Source organism: Deltaproteobacteria bacterium (genome assembly GCA_009692615.1).
Lineage (GTDB): Bacteria > Desulfobacterota > Binatia > UBA9968 > UBA9968 > DP-20.
On the sequence record SHYW01000004.1, the window covers coordinates 70,955 to 90,715 of the forward strand.

Below are 19,761 nucleotides of genomic sequence, written 5' to 3' on the forward strand. Positions count from 1 at the left end.
GTTTTCATCCTAATCCGATCCGACGTCCTTCCCCTTGACGGGGAAGGAATGAGCAAGGGGTGCGCAAAATATTTTAATAGCTTGCGCAGCACCCCTATCCTAACCTTCCACCGTCGAGGGGGAAGGAATAAGATTCGAAATCAATGAACAAACATATTCAAAACTTTTTACGGATCACGCTACTGCTCGGCGCCTTCGCATCTTCAACACACGCGGCGACAAAAGTTTCTTTCCCCTTTACACCCATCAGCGCCGCCAGTTTGCCCTGGTGGATGGCCAAGGAATCGCACTTCTACGAAAAATACGGCCTCGACGTGGACATGATCTACGTCGGCGCGTCGCCGGTGATCATCCAAGCGATGCTCGGCGGCCAAGCCTTCATCGGCGCCGGCGGCGGACCGCCGTTGGTCGGCAATGTTTTGCAAGGCGGCGACATCGTCCAGGTCGCCACCACCGTGCCCTACGCGATTCAATCGCTGATCGTCAAAGCGGAAATCAAAACGCCCACCGATTTGGCCGGTAAACGAATCGCCATCAGCCGCCTCGGCGCGATTCCCCATTTCACGCTCCAAGCGATCGTCAAAATGCACAACGTTCAAGGTATCAACATCGTACAAACCGGCACGACCACGCAGGCGATCGCGAGTTTGTCCCAAGGCCTGGTCGACGGCATGATCACCTCGGCGCCGTTCACGTTTCGCATGATGAAAGATGGCTATAGAGAACTGGTCGGACCAAAAGATTTCAAAAAAGCCGGCGTGGAATTTTTGATCCAAGGATTGGTCGCGCGCAAATCCATCGCCGCGAAAAACCGTGAAGCGACCGTCGCCATGATCAAAGCGACCATGGAAGGAATCAAACAAATCTTCGTCAACGAGAAGCTGACCAAGTCCGTGCTCGCCAAATACACCCGCCAAACCGACCCAGAAATCCTCGATCAAACCTACAAATTCGCCCTCGATATTTTCGTCAAAGACCCAACCGTCACGCCCAGCTCGATCCAACCGATCGTGCAGCAGTCCGCGCAGTTCAACCTCGTCGACGCCAAAGCAGCCAACAGCACGCCGCTGAGCGCCTACTACGACAACGGCTATATCGAAGAGATAAAACGGAGCGGATGGTTGGCGGAATTGTGGCGGTGAACCAACCATTGCTGAACAGATCCCGCGTTGACCAAGTCGGCAGCCTGCTCCGCCCGCAAGCTCTGAAGGACGCATACGTCCGCCACGGCAATGGCGAAATGGGCGACGACGAATTGACGCAAGTTCAAGACGAGTCGGTCAAAGAGTTAATCGCCAAGCAAGACGCTCAGGGCCTTTCGAACCTCACCGACGGCGAATACCGCCGGCTCAATTTTCAAGACAGCTTCGTCGATTCGGTGGCAGGATTTGTTCCTAAGAAACAAACCTTGCAGTTTCAGGAGAGCCGCACCGTCGGCGGAGAGGCGTTGCAGCGATGGCAACCGGACTCGGCGAAGACCGATCCCGCACTGCAATATTGGCGGCCGCTCGCTGAGAGATTACGACTGTCGACGAACGTTCCGCTGAAAGAATGGCAGTCCGCCTCGGCGCTGACCAAGAAGCCCGTCAAAGTCACGCTCATCGCCACCGACCGCATCTGCGAAAACTTTCAGCGGCAAAATGCAGCGGGCGTCTACGCCAACGCCGACGAATATCGCGCCGATGTGATCGCCATTGAGCGCGAGATCGTCAAGCAACTGGCCGACGCCGGTTGTCCGTACATCCAACACGACGCGCCGAGCTACACCGCTTATGTCGACGCCAAATCGCTGGAGCGCATGCGCGCCTTGGGCATCGATCCGATGCAACAGATGACCCAATCGATTGACGCGGACAATGCCGTGACCGATGGAATTTCTGGCGTCACCTTCGGCATCCATCTTTGCCGCGGCAATGTGCGCAGCATGTGGCACCGTGAAGGCGGCTACGACGCCATCGCCGAGAAGCTGTTCACCAGTTTGCGCCACGATAGATTGCTTCTGGAATACGACACCGAACGCGCCGGCACCTTTGCGCCATTGAGATTTATCCCGAAGGATAAGATCGTCGTCCTCGGTTTGGTCAGTAGTAAGGTACCGGAATTGGAATCGGCAGATGAGTTGAAGCGACGCATCGACGAAGCCAGCCATTACATCCCACTCGATCAGCTCGCGCTGAGTCCGCAATGTGGATTTTCGTCTAACATCGTCGGCAATTTACTCGGCGAAGACGACCAGTGGCGTAAGTTGGAACTGATCCAACAAGTCGCCGCGGATGTGTGGGGAACACGAAATTAAGAATTTTCCCGCAAAGGCGCAAAGACGCAAAGTATCGATCAGGCCCTCACCCCTGCCCTCTCCCATCGGAATGGTCGAGGGAGTTAAAGTTTTTCCGAAATTCGCGCCTTTGCGCTCCTTCGATGAACTCAGGACAGGCTTTGCGGGAGAAATCTTTGCTCCGAATCCAATCAGAATTTACACCCGCGCCGTCCGCCACGCCGTTAGGTCGCCAACTCGCGCGGCTCGACTGCTCAGTCATTTCGAGCGCATCGCTTAGTAACTCCATTCACAGCAGTGTATTAAACAGGCTCCATAGTCGGTGAGAGGCATGTCTCCTAGTAACGACTTTCTAACCAATTGACAGCAACGCCGCCTATCGACTAATGTGCAGTTAAATTTTGAATTCGACCCAAGGAGGATCGAGCAATGGCTATTGCAAGTGATTTGATTATTTCGTCTGACTCCCATGTCATGGAACCCGTAGACCTGTGGAAAAAAGGTGTTGAGGCAAAGTACCGCGACGCGGCGCCGCTGTTTCCGCCCCATCAAGTCGGCGAAGGATTTCAGAAGCACGCCGGCGGCTGGGACCCGCACGCGCGCATGAAGGAGATGGAAACCGACGGCCTGAGCGCCGAAGTGCTCTATCCGACGCTCGGTCTCGATCTGTTCGGCATGGACGATGCCGGTCTGCAAGAAGCCTGCTTTCGCACCTACAACGACTGGCTGATCGAGTATTGCAGCGCCAACACCGACAGGCTGATCGGCATCCCGGCCATCGCGGTTTACAACACCGACAACGGCATCAAAGAATTGGAACGCTGCCGCAAAGCCGGATTGAAAGGCGCGCTCATCTGGCAGGCGCCGCACAAGGATTTGCCGTTCACGTCCAATCACTACGACAAATTCTGGTCGGCGTGCGAAAGTTTAGACGCGCCGGTGAGCCTGCATATTCTAACCGGCCATAGCTACAACAAAGACAAAAACCGCAAGGGCGTCGAACGCTACCGCGGCAGCGTCAATTTGAAATTGATAGACATCGCCAACGCGCTCTTCGACCTGGTTTTCTGCGGCGTGCTCGAAAGACATCCCAAACTAAAAATAGTCTCGGTGGAAAACGAAGTGGGCTGGATGCCGTGGATCTTTCAGCAGTGGGACTACTATTACAATCGTTTCAAGAAAGAGAATCCACCGGCGTTCTCACGCAATCCGAGCAGCTACGTCAAGGATCAGATTTTCTCCTGCTTCTTCAACGATCACGTGTGCGGCGAAAACCTCGGCTTCTGGGGCCAAGACACGGTCATGTGGTCCAACGACTTTCCGCATCCCAACTCGACTTGGCCCAACTCGCGCAAGATCATCGAACGCGACCTCGGCCACCTGCCGGCTGAAGTGCAGCGTAAAGTCGTCTGCGACAACGTCTGCCGGCTCTACGACATCGACGCCGCCAAACTGCCACGGGTGCAGAAACAAGCCGCGTAAAAATAATTAGCCGCAAAGAACGCAAAAGGCACAAAAAAGAAACAATTCTTTTTTTGTGTTCTTTGCGTTCTTTGCGGCCAACCCTCCGGACTCTTCATGTATACACTCAAGCAATTCATCCAAGACTTGGATCAGATCACTAGCCGCTATACCGAGGCGGAGAAGATCGTCGCGGTGGCCGCGCCGCTGCTCAAAGAGCTGGTGCAAAATTCCAACTGCATCGAAGCGCAGTACAAACGCCACGGCGGCAAGACCTACGGCCGCTACATGCTGCACCGCGCGCCGCGCTTCAACGTCACTTCGGTGGTCTGGGGTCCCGGCGACGGCGCCAAGGCGCATAACCATGACACTTGGGGACTGGTCGGCGTGGTTGAGAATGAACTGCAAAAAACCCGCTTCAAGCGGCGCGACGACAGTAGCAAAGAGGGCTACGCCGACCTAGAAGCGATCGGCATCAACAGCAACAAGGCAGGCATGGTCTCCACCCTGATCGCGCCCGACAACGACATCCACGAGATGCTCAACACCACGCTAAAAAACACCGTCGAAGTGCATGTCTACGGCAAAGACCTGGCCAACATGCAGCGGCTGCAATTCGACGTGGCAAATAAGTCAGTGAAGTTTATCGCCAGCGCGAAATACGACAACTGCTGATGCTGTGGCAGCTTGCGAAAATCTATTTCTGACTTCTGAACACTGACCTCGGTCATTGGATCACCGTCGTTGCCTTCATCAGCGTCCACTGCGGCATCGTCAGGCCGATCTGCTTCGCCGTTTTCAGGTTGATGACGAACTCAAACCTCATCGGCCGCTCCACCGGGAGATCAGCAGGCTTGGCTCCCTTCAAAATTCTGTCCACTAAATATGCGACGCGCCGGTCCCTGTCCGCTTGGTCCGCCCCGTAGAACATAAGCCCGCCGACATCTACATATTGTCTACCGCCGGCCATCGACGGCAACCGACTCTTTAACGCAAAGTCCGCGATCCGTTTTTGGTTAGCAGCTATTAGCGGGCCCCTCATCACGCAGAGTGCATCCGGACGCTGTTTTTTCAGCGCAGCAAAGACCTTCTCGAAATCGTCCGCCCTGCGGACCTCCCAAGGTTGAATAGTCAGCTTCAGCGCACGCGCTGCGACCGGGAGAATCTCTTTCACCTCGAGTGCAGCACCCGTAGCGGCCGGATCGTAGAGAACCGCGACTCGGACAGCTTTTGGAACGGCTTCTTTGAGCAGCTCCAGATGCTTCCCGCCTAGTTCTCCGCCGAAGCTTGTAATGCCGGTGACGTTGCCGCCTGGATGGGCAAGACTATCAACCAAGCCCGCCTCAACCGGATCGATACCTTCGCCTGTCATAACAATAGGAATCGTCTTGGTCGCATTCTTGGCCGCTCGGGTCGGCGGGGCGCCTCCTGTTATGATGATATCAACCTTGAGACGCACCAGCTCGGCCGCAAGCTCAGGAAGCCGATCGAGCTTCCCCTCCGCATATCGGTACTCGGTGGCGATGTTCTGTCCTTCGATGTAGCCACGCTCGCGCAGCGCCAGCCGAATTGCCTCGGCACGGGTGGAATTACTAGCTGCAGATAGATACCCTATCCGCCAGACTCTCCCTGTCTGCTGCGCCCGAGCCGCAACGGGAAGAGCCAAGAGCATCGAGCAAAAAGCTCGCCGAGTGATTTTTTTGTGCATCAGTTTCCCCGTTTCTTCTTCCTCTCCCGCTGGGAGAGGATAGAGGTGAGGGCGACCGAGTCGGATTTGCCCTCACCCTCTCCCTCTCCCAGCGGGAGAGGGAATCGATCGCCAGACTTCAGTGTTTGAGCTTCAGTTCCCAATCCAGATATTTCTGCATGTCTTCCTTATTACCGCGAATCGAAGGCGACAGCACCACGTCGTTCGGCGGCACCAGATAATCATGCAGGCCCGAATCAGCTCGGTAACCCGCCGCGCTCCAAGCGCGCAATCCACCTTCGAGAACTGAAACATTACTGTAGCCGACTTCCGCCAGTTGTCGCGCGGCGAAAACCGACAGCACGCCGTCGCGACAAGTAAGGACAATCGACTGTGCGCGATCGCTATACAGCGCCGGCAATTTGATATCGATCCAACCGCGTGAGATCCACTTAGCGCCGGGAATATGACTACTTTCGTATTCGAGACTCGTACTGACATCGATCAGCGCGCTGGATGCCGATTCTATGATGTCATGCAGCCCCGCCGCATCCATCAAGCGTGCTGCAGATTTCGCGCCGCCGAATCCCTGCGGTTCCGCCGACGACGCGCCGATCGCAAGCTGCTGCCCAGCAGCCGTCCATGCATCCAACCCACCCTGCAGAAAGAAAACGTTCTTGAAACCCATCTGCCGATACCAATACGCCGTCATCACCGCCCGCGCCGAATGTTTGCTAATAAAAATAATTGGCGCATTGCGCACCGGCACGAAATCGTCGGCGCGCTGCACCGCCTGACCGCCGGGCACGTTAATCGAACCGCGCACATGGTCGCAAGCGAATTCCTCTGCTGAACGCACATCGATGACGTAGCTGGCTCCTGCGCGCGCGCGGATTAAATCTTCCACCGTCATCGCAGCGAGCCCTTCCTCCGCGGCGATTGTCAACGCGGTGGTCAATGCTTGCGTGTCGCTCGCCGGCGCCGCCGGTCCGCGGCGCACCGGTTTGTTTTCCAATTCATATCCCGCCAACACCCAGCCCATGGTGCCGTTGCGCAGCGCGCGCACGTTGGTCAAGCCCAAGCGTTGCAATGCCGCGGCGCCGATAATGCTGCGCGTACGCCCGGCGCAGTTGACGATGACCGCCGGCTTTTGCCGCAACTTTTCGACCCAATGAATTAACTCGCCGCCGGGAACATTCAAGCCGCCGGGAATGCAGAACCTGCCGTACTCTTCCGGCGTGCGCATGTCGAGGATCATTAAGTCGGCAGCGCTGTCAATCAAGCTTTTCAATTCCTCCGGCGACAGGTCCGGCACGTTGCGATCGTGATGCACTCTTTCCCCGAACGCCTTGCTCGGCACGTTGACGCCGCTCACCGTTTCACGCCCATCGCTCTGCCACGCGCTCAATCCGCCATCGACAATTGAAACCTGCTCATAGCCAAGCTGCGCGAATGTTTGCGCCGCCAAACCAGCGCGCTGGCCGCCCTCGTCGTAAACCACGATTGGAATATTTCCGCGCGGCACCAACTCAGCGAGGCGGAACTCGATCTGGCTGCGCGGCAGCGAAGTCGTGTTGGGAATTTGGCAATCGTTATACTCGCCGCGCTCGCGCACGTCGAAGACCGCGAACAAGCCGTCCGACGCCATCAACTGAGCCACACCTTCGCAGGAAATCGTTTCGATCATCGCTTCACCTTGGCCTTGGAGAATAACTTGAACGCCAATGCAGATTCTGTTCTACTTGACCCATCGGTAAATTCAAGCTGAAGCTTTGCGGAGGAACTCATGGCGGCGATTCATGACAAATTTAATGGTCTGTTTATTCCGTACGTCACACCGTTTAACCAAGACGGATCCTTGGACTCCGATAGTTTGACGCGCCTGACCAAACATTTCGCCGCGCTTCCCGGCGTCGCCGGTCTGGTGTCGTGCGCGCGCATCGGCGAAAGCCCGGTGCTGAGCATCCAGGAAAAACGCCAAGTCTACGAAGTCTGCGGTAAGATCGCCCGCGACGCCGGTAAAGTTCACATCGCCACCATCGCGCCGCAATCCACCGACGAAGCGGTGGCGCTGATGAACGACTTGGAAAATCTCGCGGTCGATGGCGTGATGATTTTCCCGCCGCTGCTGTTCTGCTGGGGCAAGGTCGACAACAACTTGAAAGTCCGTTTCTTCGAAGATCTCGCCCGCGAAACCAAGATTCCGGTCGTGCTGTTTCAAATTCCAGTGAAGAGCTACTACTACGACCCTGACACCATCTGCCGCATCGCCCGTCTGGAAAACGTCATCGCTTTTAAAGAAGCGTCCTTCGACATCAATCTGTTCACCGACACGGTGAAGCAGCTCGAGCACGACAAGGCCGAGATGCGCGTGCTCACCGGCAACGACCGCTTCGTCGCCGAAAGCTACCAACTCGGCGCCAACGGCGCGCTCATCGGCGTCGCCAACGTCGCCACCGAAAAATGGGCCGCGTTGGATTTCGCCGGCCGCGCCGGCAAGTTCGACGAAGCGTTCCGGATTCAAAAAGAGTTGGAGTCGGTGAAAGAATTGGTCTTCGACGAACCGATCGTCGAAGCCGTGGCGCGTATCAAAGCGGTGCTGAACTACGAAGGCTTGATCAAAACCGCCGTCGTCCGCCGCCCACAGCTGGGAATTTCCGAAGCCGAAAAAAAACAACTCCTCGAAAGCTATCTCGCGCTCAAGAACAACGAGTTCCGCCCCCAAAGCGCCCATCAAGCGGCGTAATTCGGAATCGAATTTTCTCCCGCAAAGGCGCAAAGACGGCAAATTCGGAAAGAGATTATTTTCCGAAAACCTTTGCGCCTTAGCGCCTTTGCGGGAGATTTTCCGAATCAGTGAAGCTCATCGCCCCGCCCTGGAATCACCAACGCGAATAACGTGATCGTCACCGCGAGGAGCACCATGGCGCTGATCGCCAGCGACCAGTGGATGCCGATCAAGCCGCCGACCACGCCGACCGTCACACCGCTAAAGGCACGTAGGCCGTTCGTCGACGTGTTGAACAAGCCGATCAATCTGCCGCGCAGCTGCGCCGGCGCATGCAATTGCACCAACGTCTGCGCCATGGAAAGAAACGCCAGATTGAGCAGCCCGCCGAAAAACAACAAGGCCACGGAGAAATAATAATTCTGCGACGCCGCGAAGCCGATGATGGTCACGCACCACAGGATCGAACAGATCGCCGCGTTGCGCGGGTTGGCCTTGAGCAAACCGCTGCCTTCGAGAAGCAAACCGCCCACCGCCGCGCCGCCGGCGCTGGCGCCGAGCATGACGCTGTAAGCCATGTCTTGCTTGTCGTGGCCGAAGTCATGGGCAAACTCCGGCATCTGCGCTTGATAGGCATTGCCGACCAGTAACGAAGTCGCGCCGCCCAAGAGGATCATCGAAAGAATTGTTGGATTGGACGCGCTCTCGCGCAAAAGCTGCATCGCGCTGCGCAAACTGGCGCGCGGCGGTTTGACGCTGCCCGCTTCGTCCCGGCCGTGGCCTGTGTACGGCAAAAAGAACATGTAGACGATCATCGGCAGAAACATGAATGTATTGATGAACAGCCCAGCCGGCGGGCCAAATAAAAACATCGTCGCGCCGCCCACCGCCGGCCCGAACAGCACGCCGATATTGCGGCCGGTGGAATTGAGCCGCACCGCGCTCTGCAAATATTCGCGGCCGACCATGTCGTGGATGATCAGTTGGCTGCCGGGCCCGACCAAGACACCGGCCATGCCGTGAATCACCAGCAGCACGCAGGCGTGCCAAATCTGAATCGTGTCAGTGAGAAACAGAATTCCCCAGGTCAGCGAAACCGCCGCGTATATCAGCTGCGCGGTTTGAATCACGCGCCGGCAGTCGTGCCGGTCCGCCAGCGCGCCGAAATAGACGGCAAAAAACAGAAACGGCGTCCAGTGGCTGATCACCGCGAAACCGCCGAGCACCGGCGAGTGAAACTTTTGAAACAGCAGCCAGTAACTGATCACATGCTCGATGTTGTCGCCCATCTGCGACAACATGGTGACGAAAAAATATCTGCGGTAATCCCGATGATGCAGCGCCGCAAAGGCCATGCGCCCGGCGGATTTCGCAGCCGGATTGTCAGTTGAATTGGAATTTGTCGCCATCGTCAATCGCAAGACGGAGAGTTAAGATCGAGACCGCCGGTTCGTTTCCTTCGCTGTCTCACGTCTCGATCTTGCGCGCCGGTCCGGGCACGGCGAAGGCGAACAGCGCCAGTGTAATCGCCATCAGCACCATGGCGCTCAACGCCAGCGACCAATGAACGCCGATCAAACCGCCGACCACACCGACGGTGAGGCCGCTGAAGGCTTTGAAGCCCATGCTGGTCATGGAGTAGAGACCGATCACGCGGCCGCGCAGTTGCGGCGGCGAGCGCAGTTGCACGATGGTCTGAGCCATCGATGAAAAAGTCAGGTTGAGTATTCCCGCCAGAAACAATAGCGCCAAGGACATCGCGTAATTCGATGACAACGCGAAAGCCGCGATGACGACACACCAAAGAATCGCGCTGACGATCGCGGTCTTCACATTGGGCGGCAACCAAGATCGCCCTTCGAGGAGAAAACCGCCGACCACCGCGCCCGCGGCATTGGCGCCGAGCAACGCGCTATAGGCGAAGTCGGCTTTGTCGGTGCCAAGGTCATGGGCAAATTCCGGCATGGTCGCTTGAAAGGCCGTGCCGACGAAAAACGACACGCAGCCGCCCAATACGATCATCGTCGTCACCGGCCGATTGCTCGACACTTCGCGGATCACGTTGAAGGCATCGCCCCAGCCGATGGCGCGCCGCGCCGGCGCCTCGCCTTCTCGACTATGGCCGGTGTAGGGCACGGTCAGCAGCCAAACCGTGAGCGGCAGATAAATCAAAGTATTGACCACCAAGCCCACCGGCGGACTGAAAATCAACATCATGCCGCCGCCCACCGCGGGACCGAAGAGGATGCCCAACTGACGGCTGGTCGAATTGAGACGAATTGCGCTCTGCAGTTGCTCGCGGCCGACGATGTCGTGGATCAACAACTGGCTGCCCGGTCCCCAAAGCACGCCGGCCATACCGTGGATCACTAACAAAACACAGGCATGCCAAAGTTGAATCGTATCGGTCCAGAAGAGAAACGCCCAGGCCGCCGACACGCCCATGTAGAGAATCTGCGCAGCTTGAATCACCTTGCGGCAATCATAGCGATCCGCGATCGCGCCGAAATAGACGGCGAACAGCAAAAACGGCGTCCAATGACTGAGCACTGCGAAACCGGCCAGCACCGGCGAGTGAAATTTTGTGTAGAGCAGCCAATAACTGATCACATGCTCGATGTTGTCGGCCATCATGGCCAACGCCGTGGTAAAAAAATAGGCGCGAAAGTCTTTGTGATGCAGCGCCGCGAAGGCGAGCTTCTTATCAGGTCCAGCAGATGCCAATAGATCTCCGAAAATAATTGGATTGACTTTGGACAGTAACCAATATCAGCGAGCGACGCAAATCGATGTCGCGAGAGTCCATCTGTCCGATCCGTCTGATCGGACGAATCCGTCGGATGCTTCGTTGGCGCTCGGGCCGCACCTCAACCGGCCTCGCCCACCGCGCGGCTTTGCTGGGAGAAACCGAGCAGCGCCAAAGTCACCGCGAGCAATACTAACGAGCTCAACGCCAGCGACCAGTGTACGCCGATCAGTCCGCCGATAACTCCGATGGTTAGACCGCTAAAGGCGCGCAAACCGAATGCCGACATGGAAAACAAGCCGATCAAGCGGCCGCGCAAATCGAGCGGCGCTTCGAGCTGCACGATGGTCTGGGCGATGGAGTAGAACGCCAGGTTCAAAGCGCCGCCGATAAACAGCAGTGACAACGATAACAAATAACTGTTCGAGAACGCGAAGGCCGTCATCACCACGCACCAAAGAATCGCGCAGCAGATCGCCGAGCGCACCGTCGGCGCCAGCCACTGTTTGCCGTCGAGGACAAACCCGCCGAAGACCGAACCCGCGGCATTCGCCGTTAACAGAGCGTTGTAAGCAAAGTCCGCTTTATCCGTGCCGAGATCGTGGGCGAACTCCGGCATGCTCGCCTGGAACGCGTTGCCGACGAACAACGACGCCGCGCCGCCGAGCACGATCATCGTGACGATGGATCGGTGCTGCATCACTTCGCGCAAAACCGTGGCGGCATCGCGCCAACGTAGTCCGCGCCGCGCCGGCGCGCCTTCGCGCCGATGTCCGGTGTAAGGGACGAGCATCAACCAGATCGTCAGCGGCAGGTAGATAATCGCATTGATGAATAAACCCGCCGGAGCGCCGCACCACAACATCAACGCACCGCCGACCGCCGGACCGAAAAGAATACCGAGCTGGCGCGCGGTCGCGTTCAACCGCACCGCGCTCGGCAGATCGTCGCCGCCGACGATATCGTGAATCATCAAGATTTCCGCCGGCGTCCAGAACACTCCGGCGATCCCGTGAATCACCAGCAAAACGCAGGCATGCCAAATCTGAATCGTGTCGGTGAAAAATAGCAGCGCCCAAATCGCGGTGACAAACATATACATCACCTGCGCGATTTGAATCAGCTTGCGGCAATCGTAGCGGTCGGCCAAACCGCCGAAGTAAACCGATAGCAGCAAAAACGGCGTCCAATGGCTGATCACGGCAAAGCCGGCCAACACCGGCGAGTGAAATTTTTGAAACAGCACCCAGTAACTGATCACATGCTCGATATTATCCGCCATCATGGCGAGCATCGTCGCGGCCAGAAACCAGCGATAGTCGCGATGCTTGAGCGCGGCGAAAGCGACTTTAGGATTCGAAACCGCGGATGATGGCGTGGGGTTGCTTTTGTTGTGTGAATCCAAAGTCGTGCTCAATTCTCGACGGGTAGAATAGCAAAGTAACGGATAATCACCGGCGGCGCAAATGTCGCCAAAGAAGCTGTCAGAGTCGTGATCGCGGTTCGTGTTTGTAGGGGCGCAGCATGCCGTGCCCCACGCCAATTCAAATCGCCAGCCTGCCGGCTGATTATTTGCCTTGCGTTCACGATCCGGTTCCGAGTAAACCAGAACAGAATCAGCGCGGCGCCGAGGCACATCACTGAACTCGTTATATAAAACCTGGTCGCAGCTTTACTACGGCTGGCGCATGGTCGGTTTGGTTTCGGCCATGCGCGTGCTCGGCGGCGGGCTGCACAACTACGGCTTCACGGTGTTCTTTTTGCCGCTGAGCCAGGATCTGGGGCTCAGCCGCGCGGCGACCTCGCTGGCATTTTCGCTGGCGCGCGCCGAGGGCGCCCTCGAAGGGCCATTCGTCGGCTATCTGATCGACCGCTTCGGGCCGCGGCCGATGATCCTGACCGCGACGGTCCTGTGCGGCGTCGGTTACATCGCCCTCGGCTGGGTCGACAACTACACGAGCTTTCTAATCGTCTATCTCGGCGTCATTTCGCTGTCGTTCTCGCCCGGCTTCGTCCATGCCTCCATGGCGGTGGGCAACACCTGGTTCATCCGCTACCGCGCCCGCGCCATGACGGTGATCAGCTCAGCGGTCCCCATCGGCGGCACCCTGCTCACGCCGCTGTTGGCAATGGCCGTGCAGAATTGGGGCTGGCGCTGGGGCGCGATCCTCGCCGGTGCGCTTTTTCTGATCCTTGGAATTCCCCTCGGCATGGGCGTTCGCCAATCGCCGGAGAGCATGGGACTGTTGCCCGATGGAGCAGATCCGCGCGAGCAAAAATTAACTGCCGCGGCGGCGGATTCCACGCGGCAACCATCCGACGCAAGCGATCCAACTCTGCGCCAAGCCATGAAGACGACGATCTTTTGGCTCTTCGTCATCGGCATGACCGTGCGCGTCGGCGCCTATAGCACCATCAGCGTGCACTTCGTGCCGATCATGGTGTGGAAAGGCTTGACCCAGGAACATGCGGCCTACTTGCTCGGCGCCTTCGCTTTTTTAAATTGGGCCGCCCACTATGTCATCGGCCCCATCGCCGACATGGTCAACCGGCCTAGACTATTAACCGCCTGCATGCTCGCCGCCGCCGCGTCAATGTTGTTACTTATCTGGGGCGACGGGCTGTGGCCGCTCTGGCTCTTCACGATCCTGTTCACCGCCATCGACGCCTCCTTCCCCATCGTCTGGGCCACCATCGGCGACTTCTTCGGCCGCAAATCCTTCGCCACCATCCGTGGCACCATGTCTGCCTTCTACACGTGGGGCGGCGTCATCGGCCCGGTGGTCGCCGGCGCGATTTACGATCGCAGCGAGAGTTACGTCGCCACACTGTGGGGAATTGCGGCGATCTTGCTCCTGGGCGCAACGCTCACTGCGCCATTGATCAAGCCGTGGGAGGCGGTCAGACCGGCGCGGGCCAGCGGTGGTTGAGCGAACGGAGAATTCGAGCTCACCAAGAAGAAGCCGAAGGACACGAAGGTTTTGCAATAAGTAAATTGCCGAACTTCGTACTACTAACCGTGATAGTTTGCGCGGCTTGCGCAAACTTTTCCGGGAGGCGAAGACTCTCGGATTCGGATGTTCCTCCCGCAAAGCATGTCCTGAGCATCGTCGAAGGGGCGCAAAGACGCTAAGTTCGGAGTTGTTGTCATTTCGACCATAGGGAGAAATCTCGTTTAGATCCCTCGTGTCCCCTCGGGATGACGGGCATCGCCCGTTACCTTTGCGCCTTTGCGGGAGATATTCCGGCTTTCGGTTAAGGCTTCGTCGCACTAGGCTCTTTGCGGTTAAATCGTCCGATTCCGAATGCAGTCTTTGGTTGCGGCAATGCCGCGCTGGGTCCTTCGTGGTGAATAATGTCTTTACTGCTTCGAAGCGCACCCGACCCATCACCCTCGGCTCTTCGACATCTTCGGGTCCAGCGCGTCCCGCAGGGCGTCGCCCAGGAGATTAAAACTCATCAGGGCGAAGAAAATAAACAGGCCGGGCAGAAATACTTGCAGCGGTGCGATGAAAATATTGGTCGCGGCGTTGGTGAGTAAATTTCCCCAGCTCGGCGTCGGCGGCTGGATACCCAGGCCGAGAAAGCTCAGGGTGGTCTCGGCACGGATCGCCGCGCCGGCATCCAGGGTCGCCGACACGATCAATGGGCCGAGCGCATTGGGCAGCAAGTGCCGCAGCATGATGCGCCAGCGCGAGGCGCCCAGGCATTGCGCCGCCAGGACAAACTCTTGCTCGCGAAACGATAGCACCGCGCTGCGCGCCAAGCGCGCCGCGTTGGTCCATTCTAGGGCGACCAGAATGATGATGATGTTCAACAAGCCCGGCCCGGCCAACTTGGCGAGCACCAGCAATAAGACAATGCGCGGGATCGTGTAGATCACGTCGACCAAACGCATGAGCGCATTGTCGAGCACGCCGCCGACGTAACCGGCGAGGATGCCGATCAGCCCGCCTATCACCACCGTGCTCAGACCGACAATCAACCCCACGGTGAGCGACACCCTGCCGCCATGCATGATGCGCACCCAAGTATCGCGACCCAACTCGTCGGTGCCGAGCCAGTGCCGCGCCGACGGCATTTGCATGCGTTCGGACAACGACACTTGGTCGAGCTCAAACGGCACGAGATAAGGGCCGATGACCACCGCGATTAATAATGTAACGAAGAAAAAGAAGCCGACGTAAGCGACCCGGTGCTGTTTAAAGCGCCGCCAGACGACGCGCCAATAGCCGGGTTGTTGCTCAGCGACTTGCATGGAATCCCGGCCCGGGGCATTTACTTCCTCTCCCTTTGGGAGAGGATTGAGGTGAGGGCGCAGTCAATCGCCATGCACGGCCCTCACCCATCCCTCTCCCGGAGGGAGAGGGTTCTCTTAAGAATGTAATTCGAATTTTATTCACAAGATTTCACTACACAGATTTTACAGAAATATTCACCATTCAACGGCTTCTTCAACTCTGATAGCGAATGCGCGGATCGAGCCATCCATAGATCATGTCCGCCAGTAGATTGAAGAACACCACGGTCACCGCGATGATCATCACCACGGTCATGGCGACGACGTAATCGTTGCCCATGATCGAAGTGAAGAGCAGCCGGCCCATGCCCGGATAGGCAAAAACCGTTTCGATAACGGTCGAACCGCCCACTACCCGCGGCATAGTCACGGCGATGATCGTCACCACTGGAATCAACGCGTTCTTCAGCGCGTGCCGGCCAATGACGACGCGCTCGCTCAAACCTTTGGCCCGCGCCGTCGTGAGATAATCCTGGCGCAGGACTTCGAGCAAACTCGAACGCATGAAGCGCTGCACTTGAATGACCTCGGAGATCGCTAGCACCGCCACCGGCAAGATTAAGTGCTTGAGCCAATCGATCGTTGCTTCCCAACTTCCCGCTGTAAGCTCGCTGTTGACGATGCCCGAGGTCGGCAGCCAACCGAGCTTGACGGAAAATAAAATAATCAGCATCAGTCCCAACCAAAACGCCGGGACGGAATAGGCGATAAAAGTCGTCGCGGTCAGAATGTAATCGCCGATGGAATACTGCCGCACCGCCGAGAAGATGCCGAGGGCGATCGCGACCAGCTTGCCGAGCACTACAGCGGCAATCGTCAGCACCAAAGTATTTTTCAGCGCCGGCAAAATGATATCAAACACCGGCTGGCCGTACTCGCGCGAATAGCCGGGATTGAGCTGGAGCAACTGCCAGAGCCACTTGCCGTACTGAAGATATATCGGATCGTCGAAGCCATAGAGCTTGCGCAGCCGGTCATAATCTTGCGGCCGCAGATTGGGAATCCCTTCGAGCATCCGGTAAAGCGGATCGCCGGGCATCAAGTGGAGCAAGGAAAAAATCAGCACCGAGATCACCAGCAACAGCGGCACGGTCTGGTATAATCGGCGGAGAACGTAGAGCAACATGGTCTATCAGGCTGCTAAAAAAAATGGAACATGCTTCGACAAGCTCAGCATGAACGGAATTATTTCAGACATTTCAAGTCTCTCTCCGTTCGTCCTGAGCGCCGTCGAAGGACTCTGAGAGTTTTTCAGCAACCTGCTATTCAGCAAATGCACCGACCGAGCACAGCTCGAACGATTGGAACGGTTTCTATCCTAAATCTTATCCCATGTATGCGGGTTCCACGAACTCGAATTCTGCCCACCGCTTTCCTGGCGCGGCGTGATGCCGGTCAAACCTTTTTTAACCACTAGGACCTCCGGTGAATAGTTTAACGGCAGATGGGGCAGCGCCGTGCTGAACATTTTACAAAATTCGACTTGCAGCTGCTCCGAGCGCGCCGGCGTGACGATCGAATTCAGTTCGTCCATGATCGCGTCCTTTTTCGGATCGTTCCATCCGGAGACGTTTTCCGGTGCATACTTGTTCTCCGCGGTGGGAATATTACTGCTGTGAAAACGCTCCTGCCATTCTTCCACCGTGACGTTGTGGGAACCGATGTAAGCGCCCGGCCAACGGCTGCGATTCTCGGAGGAGTTGAGCAAGCGATTGGGCATGTTCTTGATGTTGGTGCGCACGCCGATTTTTTTCCAATAGTCGGCGATGATCGCCTGTGCCTGCTCATGATCGCGCCGCTCGGCGGTGACGCGAAACTCGAACTCCATCTTTTCTCCCTTCGCGTTGACCAGCACGCCATCCGCGCCGGGCTTCCAGCTGGCCTCCGCGAGGAGTTTCTTGGCCCGTTCCGGCTCGTACTTGTAGATGGTGGAGTTCGCCAACGCATTCTTATAGCTCTTGCGCACACGCGATAGCGGCAGGTGGGACACCACCTTTTCGCCTCTAAATAAATTTTGCACCATGGCGTCACGATCGACCGCATGCAGCAGCGCCCGCCGCACTCTCACGTCGCTGAACCACGGATTGTCGCGGCTCAAGCTGAGCCAGGTCCAGGACGCGGGACTGATGAGGACTTTTCCTTTGCCCAGCTTCTCCCATTGATCGCGCAGGATCATCGCGCCGTCGAAGGAGATCGTGCTGCGCATGCACAAGTCCACTTCGCCGGCCAACACCGCGGCCAAATTGGTGTTGGTGTCTTCAACGGTTTTGTAGGTAATGCGATCGATTTTCGGCCGGCCCAGGCAAAAATCGTTGAACGCTTCTAACTCCATGCGGCTACCGGCGTCCCACTCGACGACCTTGAAAGCGCCGGCACCGATGAAATTTTTATTCCAGAACGGCAGATTGGCGAACGCCTTCATGTCGCCGCCGTTGAATGCGTCAAGCAGAAGGTGGCGCGGAAAAGCGCGCACGTGAGTGTATTGAATAGCGTAAGCTTCGTTGTAGAGATCGTTCCAATGAATCACGATGGTGCGATCGTCGGGCGTTTCGATTTTGGAGATCATCTCCGGCACCAGACGATCCGGCATGGGAAACTCGGGATGCTTAGCGATCTGCCAACCGAATTCAAAATCCTTCGAAGTGTACGGCTTGCCGTCATGCCACTTGAGATTAGGCCGCAGTTTGTAGACGGTCGTCATAGTTTTCTTCTGCATGTCGATCTTCCAGGTACCCTTCTTCACCGAAGGTAACTCTTCGGCGAGAATCGGCACCCGCTCAAGCGTCACCGGGTTCTGCCCAACGAGTCCCGCGTCCACCATCGACACATGCTCGGTTTCACGCCGATTGTGATAGCCGAGACTGGTCACCTGGCGTTCGCCGTGAATGACGATGCGCTTGCGCCCAGGCTGGGCGGCGAAGAGCCGCGGCGACCAAAGCACGCCGGCTGCCGTCGCGCCGGTCAGCTTGACGAACTGTCGCCGGGTTAACGATGAGTTTTTTTTCATGAGCGCACCTCCGTAACTTCGCCGCGATTGACGCAACCGGTATAACCAATGGCGTAACGCGGGTCAATTCAAATCTCCCGCCCCTTCCCTCGCGAAACATTGGTCCGGCGGCGCCAGAATACCAGTCAATTGCATCCCTGCTGACTATAGGATAGTGGTATTCAAAAGAGGAAACCCATGGAACTATTATCTGAATATCTAAAGACCTTTGGCTGGGGAATAGTGGGCGCCATTACCATGGCCGTTTCCCTGTGGATATTGCTCAAGGTATTCACCTGGCTCACACCGATAGATGAGTGGGAGGAGTTGAAAAAAGGCAATCTTGGGGTGGCCATCATCCTGGCGGCTGTGATTGTTGGTTTCGGTCTGGTAGTTGCGTCGATGGTAGCTCCTCCCGGAGTCGTTAAGTGATCTGGTAAATCGACCGCGCACTTGGCAAATTCACCCAGGCGCCCCAGCAGAGCCGCACCCATAGACTGCGAGGCCCGTCCTCGATACCAACCGCTGGCTTGCTTCCTTGACAACCCTGCGAGGCTCCAGTTAAATGAAAAGCGAAAAATCTTTAGGAGGCTCATTATGGCTGCCGATTTCGAAGATCACTGTTGGAAAGACATTGTCACACCGGAAATTTTAAAAACCTACACGCCCTATCACCGGGAAACTTTTATCGGGCAGAGACCGGCGCTGCTGGCCATCGATCTCTACAACCTGGCCTATCAAGGCGGCGCCAAGGAGCCGCATGAGTTGATCGACAGCTACAAAAGCTCCTGCGGCGTTTATGCTCATAATGCGATCAAGCCGACCGAAGAACTTTTCGCCCTGGCGCGGAGCTTGAAGATCCCGGTGTTCTACACGACCACCGAGACCAGAAAAGAAGCCAAGCCCGAAGCGATCTACGCGACCAACCGCCAGCGCGTGAAGATCGATCCGGAAGGCTTCGAGATCAAGGAAGAGTTCAAACCGCAGCCCGGCGACGTGGTGATTTTTAAAGAACGCGCCAGCGGTTTCTTCGGCACGCCGTTGGTAGCGCATTTGACGCAATTGGGCTGCGACAGTTTGATCGTCTGCGGCGAGAGCACCAGCGGCTGCGTGCGCGCCAGTTGCGTCGACGGCTATTCGCTGGGCTACCATGTGTCGATCGTTGAAGAAACGGTATTCGACCGCAGCCAATTGTCACATAAAGTGAATCTCTTCGACATGCACCATAAATACTGCGACGTGATGAAGCTCGAAGAAGTGAAAGAAAAAATCAAGCAAGAGCGGCCGAGGAAGCCGAACTAACGAATTGAACAGGTTCAAGCCCCTCGATACAGCCCGGCGCGCTTACTCGGGGATACGGATGCCGGGACACCGGTCATCCTGAGTAGCGCGAAGCGCGTATCGAAGGATTGATCGGCTAAAGTTGTAGCATCCCATCCGCCAGCGCGCCGCGATAGGCGCGATCGATCTCCAAGCAGTCATGGGCGGCGCTGAGCACTGCACGCTGAGCTTCGTCGGAGCCGGCGTGATTTTCAAAAACTTCCCACATCATATCGGCGTGCTCGACATCGGCCACCG

At 57.1% G+C, this 19,761-nt stretch carries 16 protein-coding genes; 8 read left to right on the top strand and 8 right to left on the bottom strand.

From position 1 onward, the window contains the following. Window positions 1-143 precede the first annotated feature (143 nt). The 4 genes from EXR70_01725 (at window position 144) to EXR70_01740 (ending at window position 4,411) form a co-directional block, all read left to right on the top strand. Entirely contained in the window at window positions 144-1,142 is a 999-nt protein-coding gene (locus EXR70_01725; GenBank protein MSP37196.1) for an ABC transporter substrate-binding protein, read from the top strand. After that, window positions 1,118-2,296: a methionine synthase gene (locus EXR70_01730; protein MSP37197.1), complete on the top strand. Its 1,179-nt coding sequence runs from the start codon at window positions 1,118-1,120 to the stop codon at window positions 2,294-2,296. The genes EXR70_01725 and EXR70_01730 overlap by 25 nt, the downstream gene beginning before the upstream one ends. Window positions 2,297-2,704: 408 nt before the next feature. After that, window positions 2,705-3,757 carry an amidohydrolase gene (locus EXR70_01735; protein MSP37198.1) on the top strand — a complete coding sequence of 351 codons (1,053 nt, stop codon included), beginning with the start codon at window positions 2,705-2,707 and terminating at the stop codon, window positions 3,755-3,757. 96 nt (window positions 3,758-3,853) lie between these two features. Next, window positions 3,854-4,411 carry a hypothetical protein gene (locus EXR70_01740; protein ID MSP37199.1) on the top strand — a complete coding sequence of 186 codons (558 nt, stop codon included), beginning with the start codon at window positions 3,854-3,856 and terminating at the stop codon, window positions 4,409-4,411. 52 nt (window positions 4,412-4,463) lie between these two features. Here EXR70_01740 and EXR70_01745 read toward each other — a convergent pair whose 3' ends face one another. After that, window positions 4,464-5,444 carry an ABC transporter substrate-binding protein gene (locus EXR70_01745; GenBank protein ID MSP37200.1) on the bottom strand — a complete coding sequence of 327 codons (981 nt, stop codon included), beginning with the start codon at window positions 5,442-5,444 and terminating at the stop codon, window positions 4,464-4,466. Between the two features lie 118 nt (window positions 5,445-5,562). After that, a complete protein-coding gene (locus tag EXR70_01750) occupies window positions 5,563-7,110 on the bottom strand; it encodes a sulfurtransferase (protein MSP37201.1) in 1,548 nt (515 codons plus the stop codon). A 99-nt stretch (window positions 7,111-7,209) separates the two neighbouring features. On the opposite strand from EXR70_01750, the gene EXR70_01755 reads away from it, so the two are divergent. Then, the gene (locus EXR70_01755) at window positions 7,210-8,169 is read left to right on the top strand and encodes a dihydrodipicolinate synthase family protein (protein MSP37202.1); all 960 of its coding nucleotides are present in this window, start codon (window positions 7,210-7,212) and stop codon (window positions 8,167-8,169) included. A gap of 107 nt (window positions 8,170-8,276) precedes the next feature. Here the strand turns inward: EXR70_01755 and EXR70_01760 are convergent, their stop codons facing one another. The 3 genes from EXR70_01760 to EXR70_01770 form a co-directional block, all read right to left on the bottom strand. Continuing rightward, window positions 8,277-9,560: an MFS transporter gene (locus EXR70_01760; GenBank protein MSP37203.1), complete on the bottom strand. Its 1,284-nt coding sequence runs from the start codon at window positions 9,558-9,560 to the stop codon at window positions 8,277-8,279. Window positions 9,561-9,618: 58 nt separating this feature from the next. Further along, window positions 9,619-10,875: an MFS transporter gene (locus EXR70_01765; protein ID MSP37204.1), complete on the bottom strand. Its 1,257-nt coding sequence runs from the start codon at window positions 10,873-10,875 to the stop codon at window positions 9,619-9,621. Window positions 10,876-11,018: 143 nt separating this feature from the next. Next, window positions 11,019-12,302: an MFS transporter gene (locus EXR70_01770; protein MSP37205.1), complete on the bottom strand. Its 1,284-nt coding sequence runs from the start codon at window positions 12,300-12,302 to the stop codon at window positions 11,019-11,021. 283 nt (window positions 12,303-12,585) lie between these two features. Between EXR70_01770 and EXR70_01775 the strand changes: the two genes are divergently transcribed. Continuing rightward, window positions 12,586-13,827, top strand: a complete 1,242-nt coding sequence (locus EXR70_01775; protein MSP37206.1) for an MFS transporter — start codon at window positions 12,586-12,588, stop codon at window positions 13,825-13,827. Between the two features lie 458 nt (window positions 13,828-14,285). Here the strand turns inward: EXR70_01775 and EXR70_01780 are convergent, their stop codons facing one another. From EXR70_01780 to EXR70_01790, 3 genes are all read right to left on the bottom strand, one after another. Continuing rightward, window positions 14,286-15,155, bottom strand: a complete 870-nt coding sequence (locus tag EXR70_01780; protein ID MSP37207.1) for an ABC transporter permease — start codon at window positions 15,153-15,155, stop codon at window positions 14,286-14,288. 196 nt (window positions 15,156-15,351) lie between these two features. Further along, entirely contained in the window at window positions 15,352-16,323 is a 972-nt protein-coding gene (locus EXR70_01785) for an ABC transporter permease (protein MSP37208.1), read from the bottom strand. A gap of 192 nt (window positions 16,324-16,515) precedes the next feature. Beyond that, complete coding sequence (locus EXR70_01790) at window positions 16,516-18,204, bottom strand: peptide ABC transporter substrate-binding protein (protein MSP37209.1); 1,689 nt, start codon at window positions 18,202-18,204, stop codon at window positions 16,516-16,518. 177 nt (window positions 18,205-18,381) lie between these two features. Between EXR70_01790 and EXR70_01795 the strand changes: the two genes are divergently transcribed. Continuing rightward, a complete protein-coding gene (locus EXR70_01795) occupies window positions 18,382-18,615 on the top strand; it encodes a DUF350 domain-containing protein (protein ID MSP37210.1) in 234 nt (77 codons plus the stop codon). A gap of 165 nt (window positions 18,616-18,780) precedes the next feature. Beyond that, window positions 18,781-19,485, top strand: coding sequence for an isochorismatase family protein (locus EXR70_01800; protein ID MSP37211.1), 705 nt, complete (start codon window positions 18,781-18,783; stop codon window positions 19,483-19,485). Window positions 19,486-19,761: the final 276 nt, after the last annotated feature.